This is a genomic window from Mycobacterium sp. 852013-51886_SCH5428379 (genome assembly GCF_001665575.1).
GTDB lineage: Bacteria > Actinomycetota > Actinomycetes > Mycobacteriales > Mycobacteriaceae > Mycobacterium.
Genome location: NZ_LZSU01000036.1, coordinates 92549 through 111510, shown reverse-complemented (window position 1 = coordinate 111510; position 18962 = coordinate 92549). Strand labels below are relative to the sequence as shown.

Below are 18962 nucleotides of genomic sequence, written 5' to 3'. Positions count from 1 at the left end.
ATACTCCGTCACGGTGTTGTGGATTGCCTTCTGACGCTTTAGTCGCGGTACGGGTGAACGGCTTTCGCGAGGTCTCGGGCAGCTTCGAAGGTGGCGCGGTCGAGTTCTTTCCGTCGAGCGCGTTTAGCAACACTGGATAACAGAATTCTCATCGCGTCGGCGTTGTGAAGAGCCAGTTCGACTGCATCGCAGGCGGAACGGATGTCCGGCGCAGGCATCTCGGCATTTTTGCGCGGTTCTGCCCTGCCAGCGCCAGCGTGAGGGACCTCTACAACGCGGATGGGTTCTCCGTACCGCTGTGCGGCTGTGCGCGCGGCTGAGGCATCCCTGCGGCAAGTGTCGGAACAATAGCGGCGGGGACGTCCGCGTCGAGGAGCCACTTCAGGATCCAGCATCACCGCGTCGCATCTGACGCATCGATTTGGATCGAAGTTTGAGCCGTCGATCGCCGTGCGCGACAGGCGATCAGCGTCCACTGGCACGAGGCTGCTCGACTTCGCACCGTTCACCACCGGGATAGAACGCCCATTACGGGATCTCGTTGAACACTGGTCTCCACTTTCGCTCGCACGCGCTCTGCGTAGCACGCCCTGGAGGACGCGAACTTCAACTTCTGCAATGCCGGCGATTGATGCGATCGTCTGACCACGATCCCTCATCCGGCCGATGACGGTTTGCAAATTGACGAGATGACTCACCCGCCTCCTCGCCGCGTCCTCCCGGATGTCTCCCACAACTTGGTCGAGCCTCGTGCTCTCCCAGGTATCGACGGCGCCCAACCTCTGCAGGAGCACACGAATCGACGCGGCGTCGTCTACGTTGGCCCGGTTGTTGCGGGCCCTCTTTTCGTTCGCTCTGCGTTGAGCCTCTACCGCTCGGTATCGCGCCCGAATCTTCTCGCTTGCAGTCATGGGGCCAACGTAGGAGAACCGTGCTGGAATAGTCCACCACCACAGACACATTCGCCGAGCAGCACGGGCGAGGTGGCGTCGAAGAGATGCGGTTAGCCCAGTCCGACTGCCACCGAACCTCACGGGACCGGCGGCACTAACTCCTAACTGGCAAGGGCGAAGCCTAGCGTTCGCGGCGGCCGATGTACGTGTCGCGTGCCGCACGCCTTTCGGCGTTGATGACCTCTGCGTTGAACGCAGTGGCCAACTGGGCGTACTTGGCGTCAAGCACACGTTCGTCAGTCGCCGCAGTTTGCATGGCGACCGGTCGGGACTCGTTGGGGGAAGGTGACGCCATGTCTCCAACGATAGGCCGCCGGAACTCTGCTATTAACGTGCGCGGCGAGTCGGCTCTCCGGGGGCGCGACACCTCGGGCTCACCTAGCACTCACAGGTCCTTTTTCTTGCGGGTGCGAGCTGTTCTCGCGCGCCGCCCAGTAGGCATCCCAGATCCGGCATCCCCTCGATACTTGCTGCTGCGTAGGCCGCCAGATCCCGTTTGCTCGTCCAGCCATCTGCACCAGCGCCCTCCTACTCACCGCCGCCCACTCCAAACCCGCTGTTCACCGTTCAGATCCACACACCTCTTGCACTCCGGGCGCGAAGATCGCCAATCAACTTAAAGTTGACGCACGCGGGTGGCGCTTGGGGCGAGAGCCGCCAAGCCGCCATTGAACCATTTCCCGTTTGTGCTGATGAGCGATTTCGGCCCAGATCGTGGTAACTTGCCGTTGACATTGACAACTGTGAGTTGACCGTCTGGAGGCCTTCAGTTGAGCGTTCCAGGTTCGGCGCACCTCGTTCTCGCCGCGGGCGTGGTCCATCTTGATGAACCGTCCGCGGTCTTTGAAGCGATGCTGTCGGGGTGGCGACGCCAGCAGAAGTCCCGGCTGCTTGCCGAGGCCACGATCGAATCGCGATTGGCGTTCGTGCGACGGTTCGCTGCGTTCGCCGAGACGCATCCGTGGGATTGGACGGCCGGCGATGTCGAGGACTTCACGGCGGCTCTGATGTCGGGAAACAACCGCAAGGCGCCCTCGACAATTCGCGGCTACCACATGACGCTGCGGTTGTTTTGTGACTACCTACTCGATGGCCGTTATGGCTGGATCTCGCAGTGCGAGCAGCGGTTCGAAAGGATCCCGTCGCAGGTCTGCCATGACTTCAACACCGCGGCGCATCTGGTCGAATACGAGGGCAAGCCCGCCCGCCGGCCGTTCACCTACGACGAGGTGGAAACGTTGTTCGCGTTCCTTGCCGATCGAGTGGACATCATTGCGCGTTCGGGTCGCAAAGGCGCGTTGGCGGCGTTGCGCGACGCGCAGATGATCAAGACGGCCTACGCCTTCGGGTTACGCCGTCGAGAGCTGTGCTACCTCGACGTGGCCGACCTGCGTCCCAACCCGCGGATGCCGGCGTGGGGAACGTTCGGCGCCGTCCACGTCCGGTATGCCAAGTCCAGCCGCGGCAGCGCCCCTCGGCGTCGCACGGTGCTGGCCGTTCCCGAGTTCGACTGGGTGATCGACGGACTGCACCAATGGGTCGATCAAGCCCGGCCGCTTCTGAGTCCCGGCAGCCGTCAAGAGTTGTGGCTGACTGAGCGTCGGCAGCGGGTGGCGACCAAGCAAATGGACAAGCGATTCGCCTACTTGCGGGCGCAGGCCGGTCTGCCTCAAGACCTCACCCTGCACTGCCTGCGGCACTCCTATGTGACCCACCTGATCGAGTTCGGTTACCCGGAACGGTTCGTTACCGAGCAGGTCGGACATTCTTACGCCTCGACCACCGCGATTTACACCTCGGTGTCCAACGACTTCAAGACCAAAACGTTGCAGGCGGCGCTGCGCCGCGTCTACGGATCCGCGACGACTGAAGGGAGCCAGGATGAGCACTAGAACCGTCCTCCGGTGGAACCTGCGCCGCCTGATGGCCGAGAACGGCATGTTCGCCACCACCGACCTCGTCGCACCGCTGCACGAACGTGGCGTGGAGATCTCCCGACAGATGGTTCACCGGATCGCTACCAAGCCTCCACAGCGCATCAATCTCGACCTGCTGGCGGCGCTGTGCGACATCCTGGCGTGCACCCCCAACGATCTGTTCGAGCTCGCCCAAGAACAGATCCGCGAGGCACCCGCAGTCAACGACAGCGGGTCCGGGATCGGCGACCTGCGGCCGATCCGCGCCAGGATCCGCCGCCCCGGCGACAACGAGTGAATCGACGAGCCTGCTGGGAGTGCGCAAGCACCAACTACCTGACCCGGCTGACGCATGGGTGTCGCATTTGTGTCGGCTGCCGTCGCAGGCGGCACTACCACCCCGAAACCTGTCCGGGCTGCCATGTCGTGCGGCCGCTGGCATGGCGACGCGGCGAGACGGTGGTGTGCGCGTCATGTGCCGGTGTCGAGTCGATCTTCGGGTGCCGCGAATGCGGGCGCGAAGACCATCCCTACGGGCACAATCGGTGCGCGCGATGCTTCCTGCGTGAACGCCTCAGCGACTTGCTCGCCGACCCGACGACCGGCCAGATTCACCGCCAATTGCGGCCGGTCTTCGACGAGCTGGTGAACTCCGAACGCCCACAAACAGGGCTGTGGTGGCTGCGCAAGAAACCTGGCATCGGCCCCCAACTTCTCGGGCAGATGGCTTGCGGCGCGGTCGACATCAGCCACGACACCTTCCGCACCCTGCCCTCGGATCGTGCCCACGACTACCTTCGCAGTCTTCTCGTCGCGGTCGGTGTCCTGGAACCGTTCGACATCCGCATCGAACGGATGCTGCCCTGGATCGAAGACATCGTCGCCGAACTGCCCGCCGAGGACGCCGCCTTGATTCGCCGATTCGCGCACTGGCAGGTGCTGCGAGGAATGCGCAAGGCCGCCCGTGAAGACCGGTTGACCAAGTCGATGGCCGATGCGTGTCGACGGCGCATCCGCGTCGCGATCGAGTTCGTGGGCTTCCTCGCCCGCCATGACGCCAGTGCGGCGACCGCGACCCAGGATCTGTTGGAGCGCTACCAAGAACACGTCGGCAGGATGCTGAACCATGAGTACGCCTTCATCGTCTGGCTACGCCAATCCCGCACCAACACCAAACTCCGAGTCCCCGACGTCCCGCAGTCACCGCCCTCAGTAACCGTCTCCGATACGCAGCGGTGGGCGGCCGTAGAGCGTCTGCTGCACGACACGACCGTGCGCCGTTATACACGAATTGCGGGCCTGCTCACATTGCTGTTCGCACAGCCGCTTTCACGCATCGTCGCCATGCGCACCAGTCAGGTCGCGATCACCGACGACCGGGCCGTGCACGTCACCTTCAGCAAGATTCCAGTCCAGATGCCGCCGCTCCTCGACGACCTCATCCGTGAGCACCTCGAGCACCGCGGCAAAAGCCTCTACGCCTCACGCGGAACCGGCTGGCTGTTCCGCGGCGGCAACCCTGCAGCGCACCTCGCCACCGAGAACATCCGCTCCCAGCTCGTCGCCATCGGGATCAAGCCCTACGAGAACCGCAAAGCGACCCTCTTCCACCTCTCCGGCGACATGCCCGCACCAGTCCTGGCCGAACTGCTCGGGCTCACCGACAAAAACGCCGCCGACTGGGCCAGACTTGCTGCCCGCGACTGGACCGCCTACATCGCCGAAAGAGCCCGCTGACCGTATCGCTGTGCCTCAGATGGATTTCGCGGCGGCGGTTCCAGCGCTTGAGTTCTCGCGAGTGATTGTTCACTGCGTGGCGTCGACGCTGTCGAGCCTGCACTTCTCCACCCAAGTCGCCAGAAGGCTTAAAGCGGCGAGCCTCTCGGCGGCCTCCTGCGCCGATAGCTGCGTCCGGTCGTGGGTGGTTGGGTTTCGGATCGCAGCATGGACGCCCGTCGAGAAACTCAACAAGCCGCGGTTCATCGATATGACGGTCTGGTCTTGATTACCTCCGAGCCAGCGCAATCGCGGAGCACCAGCCTTGGGTGGACTCTGCGAGAAGGCCTGCGTGAAAACGTCCTTGTCGTCGAGGTCAGTCCTTCCGGTGAGCTGGCGGACGTGGTCGATGACAGCGCCCACGGCGGATGACACCGCTTCGCGGTACAACTCGATGCGCCATTGGCCTCGAGCCGCGCCCCAGACCAAAGGGTGCATATCCTCGATGCTGATGTCGCCGGTGACATCGACACGGTCGACCATCGATTCAAGGATGCCGATGGTGTGTTCGGACGCGGCGAGGATGTCGTCCGGCTGTACGAGCGAGTGCGGCTGGGTGACAGTTATCCACATCTCGAACGGGTTAACCGGACCGCCGAATCCCGGGCGGGATATCCGCACACCGGTGATGTCGGGAAGATGCGCAATACGGCCAGCTGTCCGTGAGCAGCGGCCCTTCGCCGCCACCCATTCGTCGTCTGACACATCAGATCTCGGTGTCACGGCGGGCAGACTGGCGTAGCCGGCAAGTACCTCGTCAGGCAGGTCGGGACCAGCCATCGCCCGAAGCCCAGCGGTGAACTGACACAGCTCGAGCAGGGCGCTGAACGCCCGCTCAAAGTCGCGCACCTGTTCCGCTGCTCGCCGCAGGAACCGTGGATTCAACTTCAGATCGTCATTGTCACCCATGTACGCAGCTCAGGGCCCAGTCGCATACGGCGCGTTCGCCCGCACGTTCTCGGCGGCGCGCTCCGCGTTGTAAGAGCTGGCGAACGACTCACCTGAGGCGGCAACTTTGTCACTCGACCGCCATGCGCGCCACCGCCAGCTTCCGCCGACGTCCTGGAATGTCTCATACCGTGCTGCGGACCCGCCGGACTTGAAGGCATTTGCCGCTCTGGTGGCGTTGGCTTGCGATTCGAAGCCTTCGCCTGCCCAGGCGACCATCTCATGGTTGTCGCCGTACAAGGCCCACGTGGGATAGCGGTTGGCGTCACCAGTGACCGTGACCTTGAAGTACATCGGATCCTCCTGCCTGTTGACCACAGGTACGCAGTCAGCTCGCAACAGTCTTATCAAGAGACACCGACAGCCAGCGCTTGCGACGCAGCGAACAAACTCGCCCTCGAACAGACCTCTGATTTGGGCATTCACCCCACTCGGAATTCGACCCCTCTGCCAATAAGCACGATCACTTAACGACGGACGATATCCGGATAAAGATCCGCGGCGCAGACACCCCGCGTCCCAAGGATTGCGAGACCGCGGATGCGAGGGGTTGCCCGCGAGACACCTCACGGACGTAGGGGGAAGAGTTCTCAACGCGGGAAACGGCGGTCCGAACACTGAGGTGGTGCACTCACTTTGCCGGCACGAATCGTCACGCGGATGCCCATGGAATCTGCGCGCACGGCCTCGCCGATGATGGCGACGAACGGTCCTTCGATGCCATCGCCGACGCGATTTGCGAGAAGGCGAAAAGGGCCCGAAGACCAGCCGGCTGGACGCTGTGATTTCGTTGTGCCTAGCGAGCTAAGCGCGCGGGGCGGCCCGTCTTCTTGGTGGCGATCTTCGACTCTTTGGCGTCGCTATCGGTCTTGCGGTGGGCGGCGAGGAAGTCATCGACGATGTTCGCGCAGTCATTGTGAGTGATGGTGCGAAGCCCGGTCATTCGGGCGAAGGCGAGTGGTCCGACGAGTTGGCAGAGCGCCAGTTCCCGGTCGAAGTCGTCGAGTTCGGCTTGTGCTCTCGGGCTGGTGAGTATGGCGTCAAATGGTTGACGGTACTGGTCAACGACTCGGGCCCGTAGCGCCCCGGATGTGTGGCGCTCATCCGCTTCGTTAGTGGAGCCGGTGGGCCCCAATGAGAGCCACGCGAGTGTCGTGACATGCAGCGGTGCGTCGTTGAAGAGTGCGGCTTGGCGGCTGAGCAATTCGATCAGCTGCTCACGGAGGGGTCCGCTGGTCGGTGCCGGAGTGGTCACTTGCGGAAGTAGGCGTTCGAACGTGGCTGCGAGCAGATGCGACGAACTGTGGAAGTGGCGGTACAGCGTGGTTCGGGCCACTTTGGATGCTTTGGTGACGGCATCGATAGTGACCGCTTCCACCCCACCGGTGCTCAGTAGCGTTGCCGCAGCATCCAGCAGCCGGGTGCGTGACCGGATGCGCCGCGGGTCCACGTCATCGTCAGGGACTGGCGCTGACTGACTGTTGCTCACTCATTCACCTCGGGCGGTCGATTTTCACGCGATGTTGTCCTGGCAGTCTAGCAGTGTGGTACTAACGGTAGCGCAGCGAAACCGATCGTATTGGGGGGTGATGGTGCCCAAAAGCGTGTTGCCGCCGGAGCGGCTGCCCTCGCACACCACGACCTGCATGGGTTGCGGCCCGGACAACCCTCACGGACTGCGGCTAGTGGTGCATCGCAGCGGCGACGCGGTGTACACCGATGTGAGGTTCGACGAGCGGCATATCGGGGCCCCGGGCCTGGCTCACGGCGGGGCAGTGGCCGCCGCATGTGATGACGTCCTGGGCTTCACGTTGTGGATCGCCGGCACCCCGGCGGTGACCCGCACCCTGACGGTCGAATATTTGCGGCCGGTGCCGCTGCATCAGACCCACCGGATTACTGCCCACATCGTCTCTCGTGAAGGGCGGGCGCTGCATGTCACGGCGACAGGCACGGGTGAGGGTGGGATCGCCCGCTTCACCGCCAGTGCAGTGTTCATTGTCGTCAGCCCTGAGCACTTCGCCGCACACGGCGATGTCAGCGCTTTCGGCGATCTTCTGGAGCAGTTCTCGCGCCGCGGCGGTCTGGACCCGGGGCCGTCATGACTTTCCCTCAGGCGCGCAGCCGCGGGAAAACCCTGCCTTCGGAAGCGAACTCGGTCGCTGCAGAGAAGCGGGCCGCTAACGCGTCGCGTTCACGCGCCTCCGCACGGCGCCGGGAAACGATTCTGGATGCAGCTTTGGCCGTGGCCGCGGCCGGTGGTTACGAGGCGGTTCAGATGCGGACGGTTGCCGAGCGGGTCGGCATCGCCGTCGGCACGCTTTACCGCTATTTCCCGGCGAAAACCCACTTGCTGGTAGCAGCGCTGACGCGCGAGTTCCGTCGACTCGACTCGGCCGGCGACTGGGCGGGTGGTGAGGGCACACCGCTGGAACGGCTCGAACGGCTCACCGCACATCTGCATGACCGCTGGCAGCGCGACCCATGGCTGACGACGGCCATGACACGGGCCTTCGCCGTCGCAGACACCCGCGCCGCCGCGGAACTCGACCGCGCGGCCGATGAGATCCAGATCCTGCTAGCCCGCACGCTCAGGGGCGGCGAACCCACCCCCGCCGATCTGCACGTCGCTGGGGTCATCTCCGACATCTGGTTGGCCAACCTCGTGGCCTTCAGCGGCGACCGCGCGACAGCCGCCGACACCCGCGACCGCATTGACCGAGCCACCAGGCGCGTCGTGACCAACGCTGCTCGGCCCACCGCCAACCGATAACGATACTACTGGTATCGCAGCGCTACTTAGCGTACTCTTTGGGGATACGGCTCAACGATGCGTCGAAAAGAGACTGCCATGTACACCCAATGGATCGAAAACCTTGTCGTACAACGCCTCTCGCTGCATGGCGGCCTGGTTCTGGATTTCGATGACTACAACGAAATCGTCATCTCCTGCCCCCTGCTATTGACCCTTCCGGCCGTCGGCACCTACCCCATCGAGGCGGTGCGCATTGACCCCCTCAGGATCGCGACCCACGAACGCCCACTGCTGAACCTCGCCGGCGCAGTGTGCACCCAGGCCTGTTCTAGCGACGATGGAGGACTACACCTGAGCTTCTCGCGCGGACATCGCATCGATGTCGATCCCGACACTGAACAGACAGCGTGGGAACTCTACGGCATGCGCCACGGCTACATGGCCTGCCTACCTCAAGGACGGGTTCGCGTGGTCCGCCATGACCTCCCCGACACCGACGACGCCAACATCGTCAACAGCGCCACGCAATCATCGGCGGGGTCGGCGCGGCAGAGCCACTGATGCGGCCGCGGACGCGGCGACGGGTCGACGTGGGCGGCAATGCGTGGATCAGGTTGAACGTGGACCGGACTGCCCTGGCGACATCGAGGCGGGCGAGCATTCCCCGATGATGCTGTCGAGGTTTTGCTGCACGCGTTCCGCAGCGATGCCGACCGATGGTGAATACAGCATGATGTGGTCGAGGACGCCGTCGTAGCGTCTCAGTTGTTCACGGACTTCGTGTGCCGTCCCGGCGACGCCCATGGTGTCGATCATCTCGTCGGACACCGCGGCGAACATCGCCGGGAAATCGCGCTGGGCGAATGCTTCCCGGATGGTTCGGCCTTCGCTGGCGAATCCGTTCACATCGAGTACCGTCTCGTAGGATTTGACCGAGGAGTAGAACGCAATCTGCTGCGCCAGTTCGCGCCTGGCGACCTCGGCGTCGTCGTGGATGGCGCACATCACCATGGAAATGATTTCCACGTCATTGGGGTCGCGGCCGGTGTGCGCGGCACCCCGGGCGATAGCGGGCCGGACGATCTCCTCGACGTAGGTGGTGGTGAACAGGGGATGTCCGGCCAGGCCGTCGGCCACCCGCCCGGCCGCCTCGCACATCCGGGGCCGGACACCGGCAGTGACGATCGGGATCGGCCGGCTGGGGGGTCCCACGTCGCCGGTCGGGGTGAGATTCATTCTGTAGAAACGGCCCTCGTGATGGATCGGCCCTTCATGCAGGTTCCAGATCCGGCGCAGCAGCATCACGAGTTCTTCCATCCGCAGCGCGGGCGCGGAGGTGTCGGGCACGCCGTGCCAGTCGCTCATCATCCGTTTGGTGCCGTTGCCGATTCCGAGTACCAGCCGTCCGTTGGAGAGTTCGTCGAGATCACGCGCCTCGGTGGCCAGCACCAGGGGGCTTCGGCCGACGCCGTAGAGAATGGAGGAACCGATCCGGCAGTTCTGTGTGCTGTTGGCCATCGCGGCCATGGAGATCGATCCGGACCGGGAGTAGAACTCCGAGGCCCATACGGCGTCGAACCCGGCCGCGTCGGCGGCCTGGGCGGTCTGGGCCAGTGACTTCAAATCCGCGCCGAGAACCGACAGGCCGTAGGTGCTCATGACTGGTCTCCTGTGCGCGGGCGCAGGCCGTCGAACATGACGGCGCTGAGGGTGCTGGCGACCACCGTCTCGTCGAGGTGGTTCTCGGTGACCAGGTACATGAGTGCATTGATGGTGACCGCGCCGAACAGCGCAATGGACGTCGATCGTGCATCGGGCTGGGCGACGAGGGATCCGTCGCGGGCTCCTTCGATGAGCAGAGTTTCAACGGGTTGTTGGTAGGCGGTATTGATCATCTCGGCGATGGCAGGCATGCGGGCCGCTCGTCCCAGTTCGCCGATGAGTGCCCGGCATACCGCTGGCCGCTGCGCCATTGCCCGCAGTTGTGCGCGGATGACAAGTGCGAGGCGTTCGGCACCGGAGCCGTCGGTGTGCACGATCGCGGTCACGGCATCGGAGATGTCCTTGAGGAGGTCTTCGAGCAGGAAGGCAAGGATGTCCTCTTTGCCGGCGAAGTAGTAGTACAGCGTCGCTTTCGGCACACCGGTCACCGCGGCGACGTCTTCGATCTTGGAGTCGTTGAGCCCCTTCTCGGCGAACAAGTCCGCCGCGGCGGGAAGCCGGTCAGAGATCTGACGTGGAATCTTGCGCATTTGCCCCACCTGTCCCGTTCGGCCGGTTTAGACTGCCAGTCTAAACCGTCGTTACTTTGGTGGTAGGAGGTCTTGTGGTCTCGGTGCAGATTCGTTACGACCCGTTCGACGCCTCGATCCTCAACGACCCCTATCCGACGTATCGGTTATTGCGTGACGCGGCTCCGGTGTACCGCGCCGAGGAATCCCATACCTGGGTGTTGAGCCGCCACGCCGATGTCCAGGCCGCAGCACTGGATCACGGCACGTACTCCTCGGTGGACGGCATCTTCCCCACCCCGCCGGGATCGGACTTCATCGGTTCGTTCCTGCCGATGATGATCGTGATGGACCCTCCGCGCCACGACCAGTTGCGTGCCCTGGTCAGCCGGGCGTTCACTCCCCGGCGGGTGGCCGGGCTGCAGGGCGCCATCACACAGATGGCCGCGGAGTTGTTCGAGCGCCTCGACGAGGGTTCCGGATCGGCGGACTTCGTGACCGACTTCGCCGCGATCCTGCCCGCCGCGGTGATCGCCGATCTGCTGGGCGTTCCCGCCACCGATCGTGATCAGTTCCGATTGTGGTCGAGCCAACTGGTCCAGGTCGACGTCAACCACGGACAAACCACCGACGCACTGACCGCCGCCGCCGCGATCTACGCCTACTTCACCGACTTCCTCGCCGACCGCCGCAAGAACCCCCGCGAGGACCTGATGTCGGCGTTGGCCAACGCCACAGTCGACGGGATCGGACTGACCGACGAGGAAGTCCTCGGCTTCTGCGCGCTGCTGCTCGTCGCGGGCTACGAGACCACCACCAATCTGCTGGGGAACTCCGCGGTCGTGCTGGCCCAGCATCGGCAAACCCGCCGACGCCTAGCCGCCGATCGAACACTGTTGGGGCCTGCGGTGGAAGAGTTGCTGCGTTACGACTCACCTGCACAGGGACTTTCACGAACCCTGACCCGCGACGTCACCCTGCACGACACGACGATGCGTCAAGGTGAGAAGGTGCTGCTGTTGTTCGGGTCGGCCAACCGCGACGAGCGTGCCTTCCCCGATCCGGACGTGTTCGACATCGAGCGCACCAGTGAGCACCAGGTCGCCTTCGGTCGCGGCATTCACTTCTGTCTGGGTGCGGCGCTGGCGCGGATGGAGGCCCGCATCGCTCTGGATGCATTGTTGGACCGGGTGCCTGACTGGGAGGTCGATCTTGAATCGGCGCGGCGGCTGCGGTCCGGGCCGATCCGGGGCTACACATCGCTGCCCATCACTTGGACCACACCGGTCTAGCCCGTGCCCCTCTTCGACGACGCGTCGTGTGCTTCACCGCGACGGCCAGGTTCATCGCCGTCGATGTCGAGCACTCCGCCGCGCCGTCGACCTCGGCGCATTCGGCGACATGCTCAAACGATTCGCAGGCTCGAACGGTGATTGAACCCATGGCCGGACAGGAGAAAGGGGCATGGTGGTGGCAATGACATTCGCGCACTTCGATGAGCAGATCGCCGACCAGCTGCTCAGATCGGCGACCACAGCCGGTGGACTGTCGACGTTCCTGAACTTTCGGCACACCGAACTCGCCGCCGGTCGGCTGGTGGCAGAGATGGAAACCCGCGCCGAACTGCTCACACCCTTTGGCACCCTGCACGGCGGATGTCTATCGGCGATGGTCGACCACTGTCTCGGAGTCGTGTTCTACCCCGTCATTCCGGCCGGATCATGGGTCGCCACCACCGAATTCAAGCTGAACCTGCTGCGACCCGTGTCCACCGGTGTGTGTGTCGCCGTCACCGACATCGTGTCACTGGGCAAGCGCAGCGGAGTAGCGCGCATCGACATCAGCAACGGCGACAAAGCCGTCTGCGTAGCCCAGGGCACGGTCACGATCGTGAACGCCGCGGGCAACGCACAATGAAGGCGCTTGTAGCCGGTCGCACGCTTCGGGCGGACTCCGATCTCGCCAGGAATTTGTCATGACCTCCGCCGTGCAGCATCGGGTCCGAACCCAGGACGGGATCACCCTGGCCGCCGACTGCTACGACCACGATGACGCCCGTCCCGTCGTGCTGCTCCTGCACGGCGGCGGCCAGAACCGGCACGCGTGGAGCACTTCAGCGCGTCGCCTCCACGCATGCGGATACACAGTCGTCGCCTACGACACCCGCGGTCACGGCGACAGCGACTGGGACCCCGCCGGCAGGTACGACCTCGAGCGACTCGCGACCGATCTGCTCGCCGTGCGTGAGCACTTCAGCGCGGATATCGCCCCTGCCGTCGTAGGTGCATCCCTTGGGGGCATGACCGTGCTCGGCACGCATCTGTTGACATCCGGGGCGTTGTGGGCGGCGGTTGTCCTGGTCGACGTCACCCCGCGGCTTGAATTCCAGGGCGCTCGTCGCGTAGTGACGTTCATGGCCGCACATCCCGACGGCTTTGGCACCCTCACCGACGCCGCCGAGGTGATCGCCGCGTACAACCCCCATCGCTCGCGCCCGGCCAACGTCGACGGCCTGCGCAAGGTGCTACGGCAGCGTCACGACGGCCGCTGGATCTGGCGGTGGGACCCGGCATTCATTCACTCCAACTTCGACTTCCTCCGCGACGAATCGACCACGGGAACGGAGCAATTCGACGCGATCAGCCACCTGCTGATCGACGGAGCCCGACGGGTCAGCGCCCCAACACTTCTCGTAAGGGGCCTGTTGTCCGACGTGGTCTCCCAAGCCACCGTCGACGAGTTCCAGCAACTGGTTCCCCACGCCGAGACCGTCGACGTATCCGGTACCGGACACATGATCGCCGGCGACGACAACGACGCCTTCAGCTCCGCCGTCACCGAGTTCCTCGGCCGAAGCATCCTCCAGCCCCCGCCGTGATCGGGCAGCGTCGAGCGGCCAGTAAAAGTGGGCCCCACCAAGGTTATTGAAACGCTGCCTATGACTAAGAGGAGGCCCTCACAACGCCTTTCGGCACGCCGAATAGACCGCGACAGGCTCTGGTCGAGCTAGACGCTGCTACGCACTTGTTGGCCACCATCGGCGTCGAAGAGTTCCTTGGTCCAGCGTTCGAGGATTTCTGCGCTGTCCCAGTCGTCGGGATGAAATCCGCCGCGGGTGTAGGAACGAAAGCGCTCAATTGCTGCTGAGCTGAATAGCGGGTTATGCCGGAAGGCTCGAAGGCTGCGCAGCAACCGCACCGGGTTGTAGGCGGCACGGTCACCGGCCAGAGAGCGGGTGGTCTGGATGACCAACTCGCTGAACAAGAGGAGGCTGGCGATCCGCATCCCCCAGACCCTGGTGCGTTCGCTTCCACCGACCGTCTCATAGACATCGAAAGCGACGGCCTTGTGCTCGCATTCTTCCAGTGCGTGCCAGAGCAGAATAGGCCGCACTTCGGTGTAGCCGATGAGTTCTTGAGCTTCGTCGCTGGTGAGAATGATTTCGGCGAATGTCGCCGTATAGTGCTCCAGGGCGGCCGTCACAGCCAGGCGCATCGTGGGAGAAAAACGCTTCTCAAGTCGGCCAACCAACTTCTTGATATGCCGATCGATCCCCTCGGTGGGATAGCCCATCGCTTGGAGCCGATCGTTGAGCAGCTGATGCTGGTGTCGGTGGGTGGCCTCTTGTGCAATGAATCCCTTGACCGCCTCCTTGAGGTCAGCGTCGCTGATGTGGTCCCGGTACTCGCGGACTGACCGGATGAAGAAGTCTTCCCCTTCGGGGAACGTGGCCGACAAGGTGGACACAAAGTGGCTCATCACCAAGTCGCCATCGACGAAGTGCTGCCGACTGGTCCCGGCAGGCATGTCGAATCGAACACGGCGGGGCTTCGGGACGACCCGCGTGGTGGGCCGTGTGGACGAATCGTCGCTCATGTTGTTCTCCCGTTCGTCAAAGGCACGCTGGCAATCTGACTCTAAGCCTTGTCAGAATTAGATGGCAAGCTATCCACGTGGTTTCGGCGCGGGTGTATAGCGGGATGTCCGCCGAGGAGCGTCACCGGAACCGGCGCACCCGTCTCATCGAGGCCGCAACCGAGTTGATCGGCACGCGCGGTGTTGCCGCCGCCACTGTGACTGCCGTCTGCGCTGAATCAGGCGTCACGTCACGCTACTTCTACCAGCACTTCTCCGGCCGAGACGCCCTCCTGCGGGCTGTCTACCAGCAGCTCTATGCCACCTTCCAGGAGGTGATAGTCGACGCGATCCCCGATGCCGGCGAGCCACCGGAGGTGCTGGCGTACGCGCCGATCCGCAGGCTGGTCAGCATGATCGACAACGACCCTCGGCTGGGTCGGATCCTGTTCGTGGAATCTGCAACCGAGCCGCTGCTCCGAGAGCTACGCAGCGAACTGATGGCGGGTTTCACCGACCTCGTCTTGCGCGAAGCCAGACTCCACCTCGACATCGCCGACTCCGCCGTTGGGGTTGCCCATTTGGCTTCGACCTTGGGCGTGGGAGGGCTATTCGAAGTCTTGCGCCGCCGACTCGACGGAGAACTCGAGTTCACCACCGATGAACTCGTTCAGCACTGCGCAGGTTTCCTGGGCAGCCTCGGCAATTACGTGCTGCTGCAGAACACGGACCAGTCGGCCACAACCGAAGCCCGACCCCACAGGTAGCGGCCCGCGGCCCCGCTACGCGATGTGGCCGTCCGTGCATTCGATGTCAACGTCGAGGACCAGCAACAGCAAGACCCTGAACGACATCCAAGGCCAGTGTCGTCGACTGAACAGCGTCGGCCTTGGCTTCCAGAAGCCAACTGAGTGTTCGACCATTCCTCTGCCTACTGTGACCGCGGCCGCGGGCCTACTCGATAGCGGCCGCCACCACGTGCACTACATGCGGTAGCGTAGCGATACCGACAGTATCGCTACGCTACCAGTGGAGGTCTAGTGACCGACGGCACTGCAGATTCCCCAAGCCAGGCCACGCGTTCTGGTCGGCGCGCCAACGGATCCCCCGACCCGGCCGACACCCGCGAGTACAGCGAACGGTTGGCAGCGCTAGCCCGATTCACCCTCCGGCACAAAGCGCTGGTCATCGGGGTATGGCTGGGCGCCGCGGTGGTTCTCGCGCTGCTGTTTCCCCAGCTGGAAACCGTGGTGCGCCAACAGTCGGTGGACCTCATTCCTCGCGATGCGCCGTCCTTGCAGACGGTTGACCGCATGAGCGCCGCGTTCGGCGAAGAAGGCTCGAAAACCATGGTGTTTGTCGCCATGGAAGACCCCAATGGGTTGACTCCGACTGCACGGCAGCGCTACGGCGAACTCGTGAGCCGGTTGCAGACCGAAGGCGACCACGTCCTGCTGGTGCAAGACCTACTGGCCGATCCGATTACCGAAGCCCAGGCGGTCAGCGTCGACCGCAAAGCCTGGTACCTGCCCGTCGGCGTCGCCGGCACCCTCGGAGACCCCACGGCCGCAGAATCCGTCAACGCGGTGCGCGACATCGCCGCGGAGGTGTTCACCGACTCAACCACGACCGTGCAAGTGACGGGACCACCGGCGACCTTCAGCGACATGATCGCCTCCGCTGAGCACGACCTGCTGCTGATCTCAATCGCCACCGCTGGCGTGATCGCCCTGATCCTGCTGATCGTCTACCGGTCGGTGTTCACCGCGCTGTTACCGCTGCTGGTAATCGGGTTGAGCCTGGCAGTCGGGCGCGGCGTGCTGTCCGCCCTCGGCGAGATGGGCATGCCGGTCTCCCAGTTCACCGTCGCCTTCATGACGGCGATCCTGCTCGGCGCCGGAACCGACTACACCGTGTTCCTGATCAGCCGATACCACGAGCAGCGCCGCGCCCAAGTACCCGCCGATCAGGCCATCATCCACGCCACCGCCAGCATCGGGCGCGTCATCCTCGCCTCCGCCGCCACCGTCGCACTCGCGTTCCTGGCCATGGTCTTCGCGCGGCTCAGCGTCTTCGCCGCCCTAGGCCCCGCGTGCGCCATCGCCGTGCTGTTCGGATTTCTGGCCACCGTCACCCTGCTGCCACCCGTGCTGTCGCTAGCCGCCAAACGCGGCATCGGTGAACCCAAACCCGACCGCACCCGCCGCTACTGGAACAGCGTCGCCGTCGCCGTGGTCCGCCGTCCCGTGCCACTACTCATCGTCAGCCTGGTCATCCTGCTCGCCCTATCAGCAGCCGCTGCAACCATCAAAATCAGCTACGACGACCGCAAGGGACAACCAGACACCACAGCCAGCAACCAGGGCTACCACCTGCTGGACCGCCACTTCCGCAAAGACGTCGTCATCAGCGAATTCCTCGTCGTGGAAAACCCGACCGACATGCGGACCGGGAAAGGACTGGCCGACCTCGACGAGATGGCCTCCCGCGTCTCCCAGATCCCCGGCGTCACCAAAGTTTCCGGAGTCACCCGCCCCACCGGAGAGCGCCTCGACCAAGCAGAACTGGCCTGGCAGAACGGCCAGATCGGCGACAAAATGGCCGGCGCGGTCGCCGAGGGCAACTCACGCAAAGACGACCTCGCCAAACTCACCGGCGGCGCCGACCAGCTCGCCGACGGCCTCGCCCAACTCGACAGCACCGTGCGCACCGCCCTCACACCACTGGCCGGAATCCTCACCCAAGCCCAATCCGCAGGAACTCAGGTCAACCAATTCCGGCCACTGCTGCAACAGCTTTCCGCCACTGCCCCCGCCGTCGACCAAGCCATCCAATCCGGCCCAGGACTACGACCGCTGGCCAACCAAGCCCAAAACGCAATCACCCAGCTCGACCCACTCGTCGGCGCCCTCAACACCTCACCGTGGTGTGCCACCACCCCGCAATGCGCCCAAATCCGCGACCAGGTGAAGATCCTGGTCACTCTGCGCGACAGCGGATTCTTCACCCAGATCGCCGACCTCGGGGACCGCTACGATCCCGCCACCAATGCCACAGTCGGTGGCACCCTCGCCAACGTCCAAAACGCAGTCGCCTCGCTGGACAAGGCATTCGGAGCCCTCGGTGACCCCGCCGACCTCGCCACCAACCTCCGCCGATTGCAGGACGGAATCGGACAGCTGGCCTCCGGCGCCCAAGCACTCGCCACCGGCGTCCGCACCCTCGCCGACAGCAACATCGAAATGCTGTCCGGCATGAGCCAGATCGCCACCCAACTGCAAAACTCTTCACGCGCAGCGGCCGACTCCGACTCCTCGAGCGGTTTCTACCTGCCCGCCAACGCATTCGAGAACCGGCAATTCACCGACGTCGCCGAACAATTCCTCTCACCGGACGGCAAAACAGCGCGGTTCATGATCGAAAGCAGCCACGACCCATACAGCGTTGAAGCGATGGACCTCGCCAGCCGCATCACCGACACCGCCAACACCGCACGACCCAACACGTCACTCGCCGACGCCACCGTGTCCGTCGCCGGCTTCCCCGCCGTCAACTCCGATATCCAACGACTCCTATGGGCCGACTTCGCACAACTGGCCATCGCCACCATAATCATCGTCGGCGTCATCCTGGTCCTACTGCTGCGCGCACTCCTGGCACCCCTCTACCTACTAGGCACCGTCGTGCTGAACTACCTCGCCTCGCTCGGCATCGGCGTTGTGGTCTTCCAATGGGGACTGGGCCACGAAATCGCCTGGCCCGTACCGCTGCTGGCGTTCATCATCCTCGTCGCCGTCGGCGCCGACTACAACATGCTGCTCGTCTCACGGCTCCGCGAAGAATCCGGAACCAACATCCGCGTCGGCGTCCTGCGCACCGTGGCAAACACCGGAGCCGTCATCACCTCCGCTGGCCTGATATTCGCCGCCAGCATGTTCGGCCTCATGGTCGGCTCAGTCGCCATCATGATCCAAGCCGGCCTCATCATCGGCTTCGGGCTGCTGCTCGACACCTTCCTCGTGCGCACCCTCACCGTGCCCGCCATCGCCACACTCCTACGCGAAGCCAGCTGGTGGCCCACCAAAGCAACAAACCCGCGACGTGGTCAGACCAACGCAGGAGGCATGAAGGACGCACCTCACGTGCTGGTCCAGGAGAGGTGAGAAGCGAACAGAGCAATACCCGGCGCTACATGCCGACCAGCGTGAGGGCGTATTCACCCCGAATGAATACGACCCCTGCGCCAGTATGATCCGTCGGTTACGACGGACGAAATTCGGACTTGGCCACGTCTGCGCCCCAACGTGACAGCGACATTCCGGCGATTACGACGGTCCTCAGAGGGCTAGGACATCCCCGCAAAACAACCGACCGGATGCACGCCGAAGTGGTCGTCGGCAGAGGCCCACCTTCGGTCGCTTTCTCTTGCGATAGGGGCTGCTCCTAGGTCTTCGTTGTTACGCTCGTCGACGCGTCCACCTCGGGCCTTGCCCGCGGTAGTTACGAGGCTTAGGCGAGTGCCGGGGGT

The 18962-nt window shown here is 64.0% G+C and carries 18 protein-coding genes; 11 read left to right on the top strand and 7 right to left on the bottom strand.

Going from position 1 to position 18962, the window contains the following annotated elements:
- Positions 1 to 1074 precede the first annotated feature (1074 nt).
- The gene (locus tag A5757_RS15220; protein WP_231984000.1) at positions 1075 to 1248 is read right to left on the bottom strand and encodes a hypothetical protein; all 174 of its coding nucleotides are present in this window, start codon (positions 1246 to 1248) and stop codon (positions 1075 to 1077) included.
- A gap of 556 nt (positions 1249 to 1804) precedes the next feature.
- Between A5757_RS15220 and A5757_RS15215 the strand changes: the two genes are divergently transcribed.
- From A5757_RS15215 to A5757_RS15205, 3 genes are all read left to right on the top strand, one after another.
- Positions 1805 to 2845 (top strand): tyrosine-type recombinase/integrase, encoded by a 1041-nt coding sequence (locus tag A5757_RS15215; RefSeq protein WP_066835522.1) that lies wholly within the window; start codon positions 1805 to 1807, stop codon positions 2843 to 2845.
- Positions 2835 to 3167, top strand: a complete 333-nt coding sequence (locus A5757_RS15210) for a helix-turn-helix transcriptional regulator (RefSeq protein WP_030133893.1) — start codon at positions 2835 to 2837, stop codon at positions 3165 to 3167. Before A5757_RS15215 ends, A5757_RS15210 begins: the two co-directional genes overlap by 11 nt.
- A 284-nt stretch (positions 3168 to 3451) precedes the next feature.
- Positions 3452 to 4606: a hypothetical protein gene (locus A5757_RS15205; protein ID WP_231983998.1), complete on the top strand. Its 1155-nt coding sequence runs from the start codon at positions 3452 to 3454 to the stop codon at positions 4604 to 4606.
- A gap of 69 nt (positions 4607 to 4675) precedes the next feature.
- On the opposite strand, the gene A5757_RS15200 is transcribed toward A5757_RS15205, so the two are convergent.
- From A5757_RS15200 to A5757_RS15190, 3 genes are all read right to left on the bottom strand, one after another.
- Positions 4676 to 5554 (bottom strand): TIGR02391 family protein, encoded by an 879-nt coding sequence (locus A5757_RS15200; RefSeq protein WP_050597092.1) that lies wholly within the window; start codon positions 5552 to 5554, stop codon positions 4676 to 4678.
- Positions 5555 to 5563: 9 nt separating this feature from the next.
- A complete protein-coding gene (locus tag A5757_RS15195) occupies positions 5564 to 5887 on the bottom strand; it encodes a DUF1508 domain-containing protein (RefSeq protein WP_030133890.1) in 324 nt (107 codons plus the stop codon).
- Positions 5888 to 6389: 502 nt separating this feature from the next.
- On the bottom strand, positions 6390 to 7082 hold the full coding sequence (locus A5757_RS15190; RefSeq protein ID WP_013471001.1) for a TetR/AcrR family transcriptional regulator: 693 nt from the start codon (positions 7080 to 7082) through the stop codon (positions 6390 to 6392).
- 100 nt (positions 7083 to 7182) lie between these two features.
- Between A5757_RS15190 and A5757_RS15185 the strand changes: the two genes are divergently transcribed.
- From A5757_RS15185 to A5757_RS15175, 3 genes are all read left to right on the top strand, one after another.
- Complete coding sequence (locus A5757_RS15185) at positions 7183 to 7698, top strand: PaaI family thioesterase (RefSeq protein WP_013471000.1); 516 nt, start codon at positions 7183 to 7185, stop codon at positions 7696 to 7698.
- A complete protein-coding gene (locus A5757_RS15180) occupies positions 7695 to 8366 on the top strand; it encodes a TetR family transcriptional regulator (protein ID WP_030133888.1) in 672 nt (223 codons plus the stop codon). The genes A5757_RS15185 and A5757_RS15180 overlap by 4 nt, the downstream gene beginning before the upstream one ends.
- A gap of 78 nt (positions 8367 to 8444) precedes the next feature.
- A complete protein-coding gene (locus tag A5757_RS15175; protein WP_013470998.1) occupies positions 8445 to 8909 on the top strand; it encodes a DUF6188 family protein in 465 nt (154 codons plus the stop codon).
- A gap of 48 nt (positions 8910 to 8957) precedes the next feature.
- Here A5757_RS15175 and A5757_RS15170 read toward each other — a convergent pair whose 3' ends face one another.
- Entirely contained in the window at positions 8958 to 10007 is a 1050-nt protein-coding gene (locus A5757_RS15170; RefSeq protein WP_013470997.1) for an LLM class flavin-dependent oxidoreductase, read from the bottom strand.
- Positions 10004 to 10600 (bottom strand): TetR/AcrR family transcriptional regulator, encoded by a 597-nt coding sequence (locus A5757_RS15165; protein WP_013470996.1) that lies wholly within the window; start codon positions 10598 to 10600, stop codon positions 10004 to 10006. The genes A5757_RS15170 and A5757_RS15165 overlap by 4 nt, the downstream gene beginning before the upstream one ends.
- Positions 10601 to 10674: 74 nt before the next feature.
- Here A5757_RS15165 and A5757_RS15160 point away from each other — a divergent pair, with 74 nt between their 5' ends.
- From A5757_RS15160 to A5757_RS15150, 3 genes are all read left to right on the top strand, one after another.
- Entirely contained in the window at positions 10675 to 11871 is a 1197-nt protein-coding gene (locus A5757_RS15160; RefSeq protein WP_032698085.1) for a cytochrome P450, read from the top strand.
- A 184-nt stretch (positions 11872 to 12055) separates the two neighbouring features.
- A complete protein-coding gene (locus A5757_RS15155; protein WP_030133884.1) occupies positions 12056 to 12496 on the top strand; it encodes a PaaI family thioesterase in 441 nt (146 codons plus the stop codon).
- Positions 12497 to 12554: 58 nt separating this feature from the next.
- Complete coding sequence (locus A5757_RS15150; RefSeq protein ID WP_013470993.1) at positions 12555 to 13457, top strand: alpha/beta fold hydrolase; 903 nt, start codon at positions 12555 to 12557, stop codon at positions 13455 to 13457.
- 128 nt (positions 13458 to 13585) lie between these two features.
- Here the strand turns inward: A5757_RS15150 and A5757_RS15145 are convergent, their stop codons facing one another.
- Positions 13586 to 14455, bottom strand: coding sequence for a metal-dependent hydrolase (locus tag A5757_RS15145; protein ID WP_013470992.1), 870 nt, complete (start codon positions 14453 to 14455; stop codon positions 13586 to 13588).
- Between the two features lie 104 nt (positions 14456 to 14559).
- Here A5757_RS15145 and A5757_RS15140 point away from each other — a divergent pair, with 104 nt between their 5' ends.
- On the top strand, positions 14560 to 15201 hold the full coding sequence (locus A5757_RS15140; protein WP_011777634.1) for a TetR/AcrR family transcriptional regulator: 642 nt from the start codon (positions 14560 to 14562) through the stop codon (positions 15199 to 15201).
- Positions 15202 to 15474: 273 nt separating this feature from the next.
- On the top strand, positions 15475 to 18597 hold the full coding sequence (locus A5757_RS15135; RefSeq protein ID WP_030133881.1) for an RND family transporter: 3123 nt from the start codon (positions 15475 to 15477) through the stop codon (positions 18595 to 18597).
- Positions 18598 to 18962: the final 365 nt, after the last annotated feature.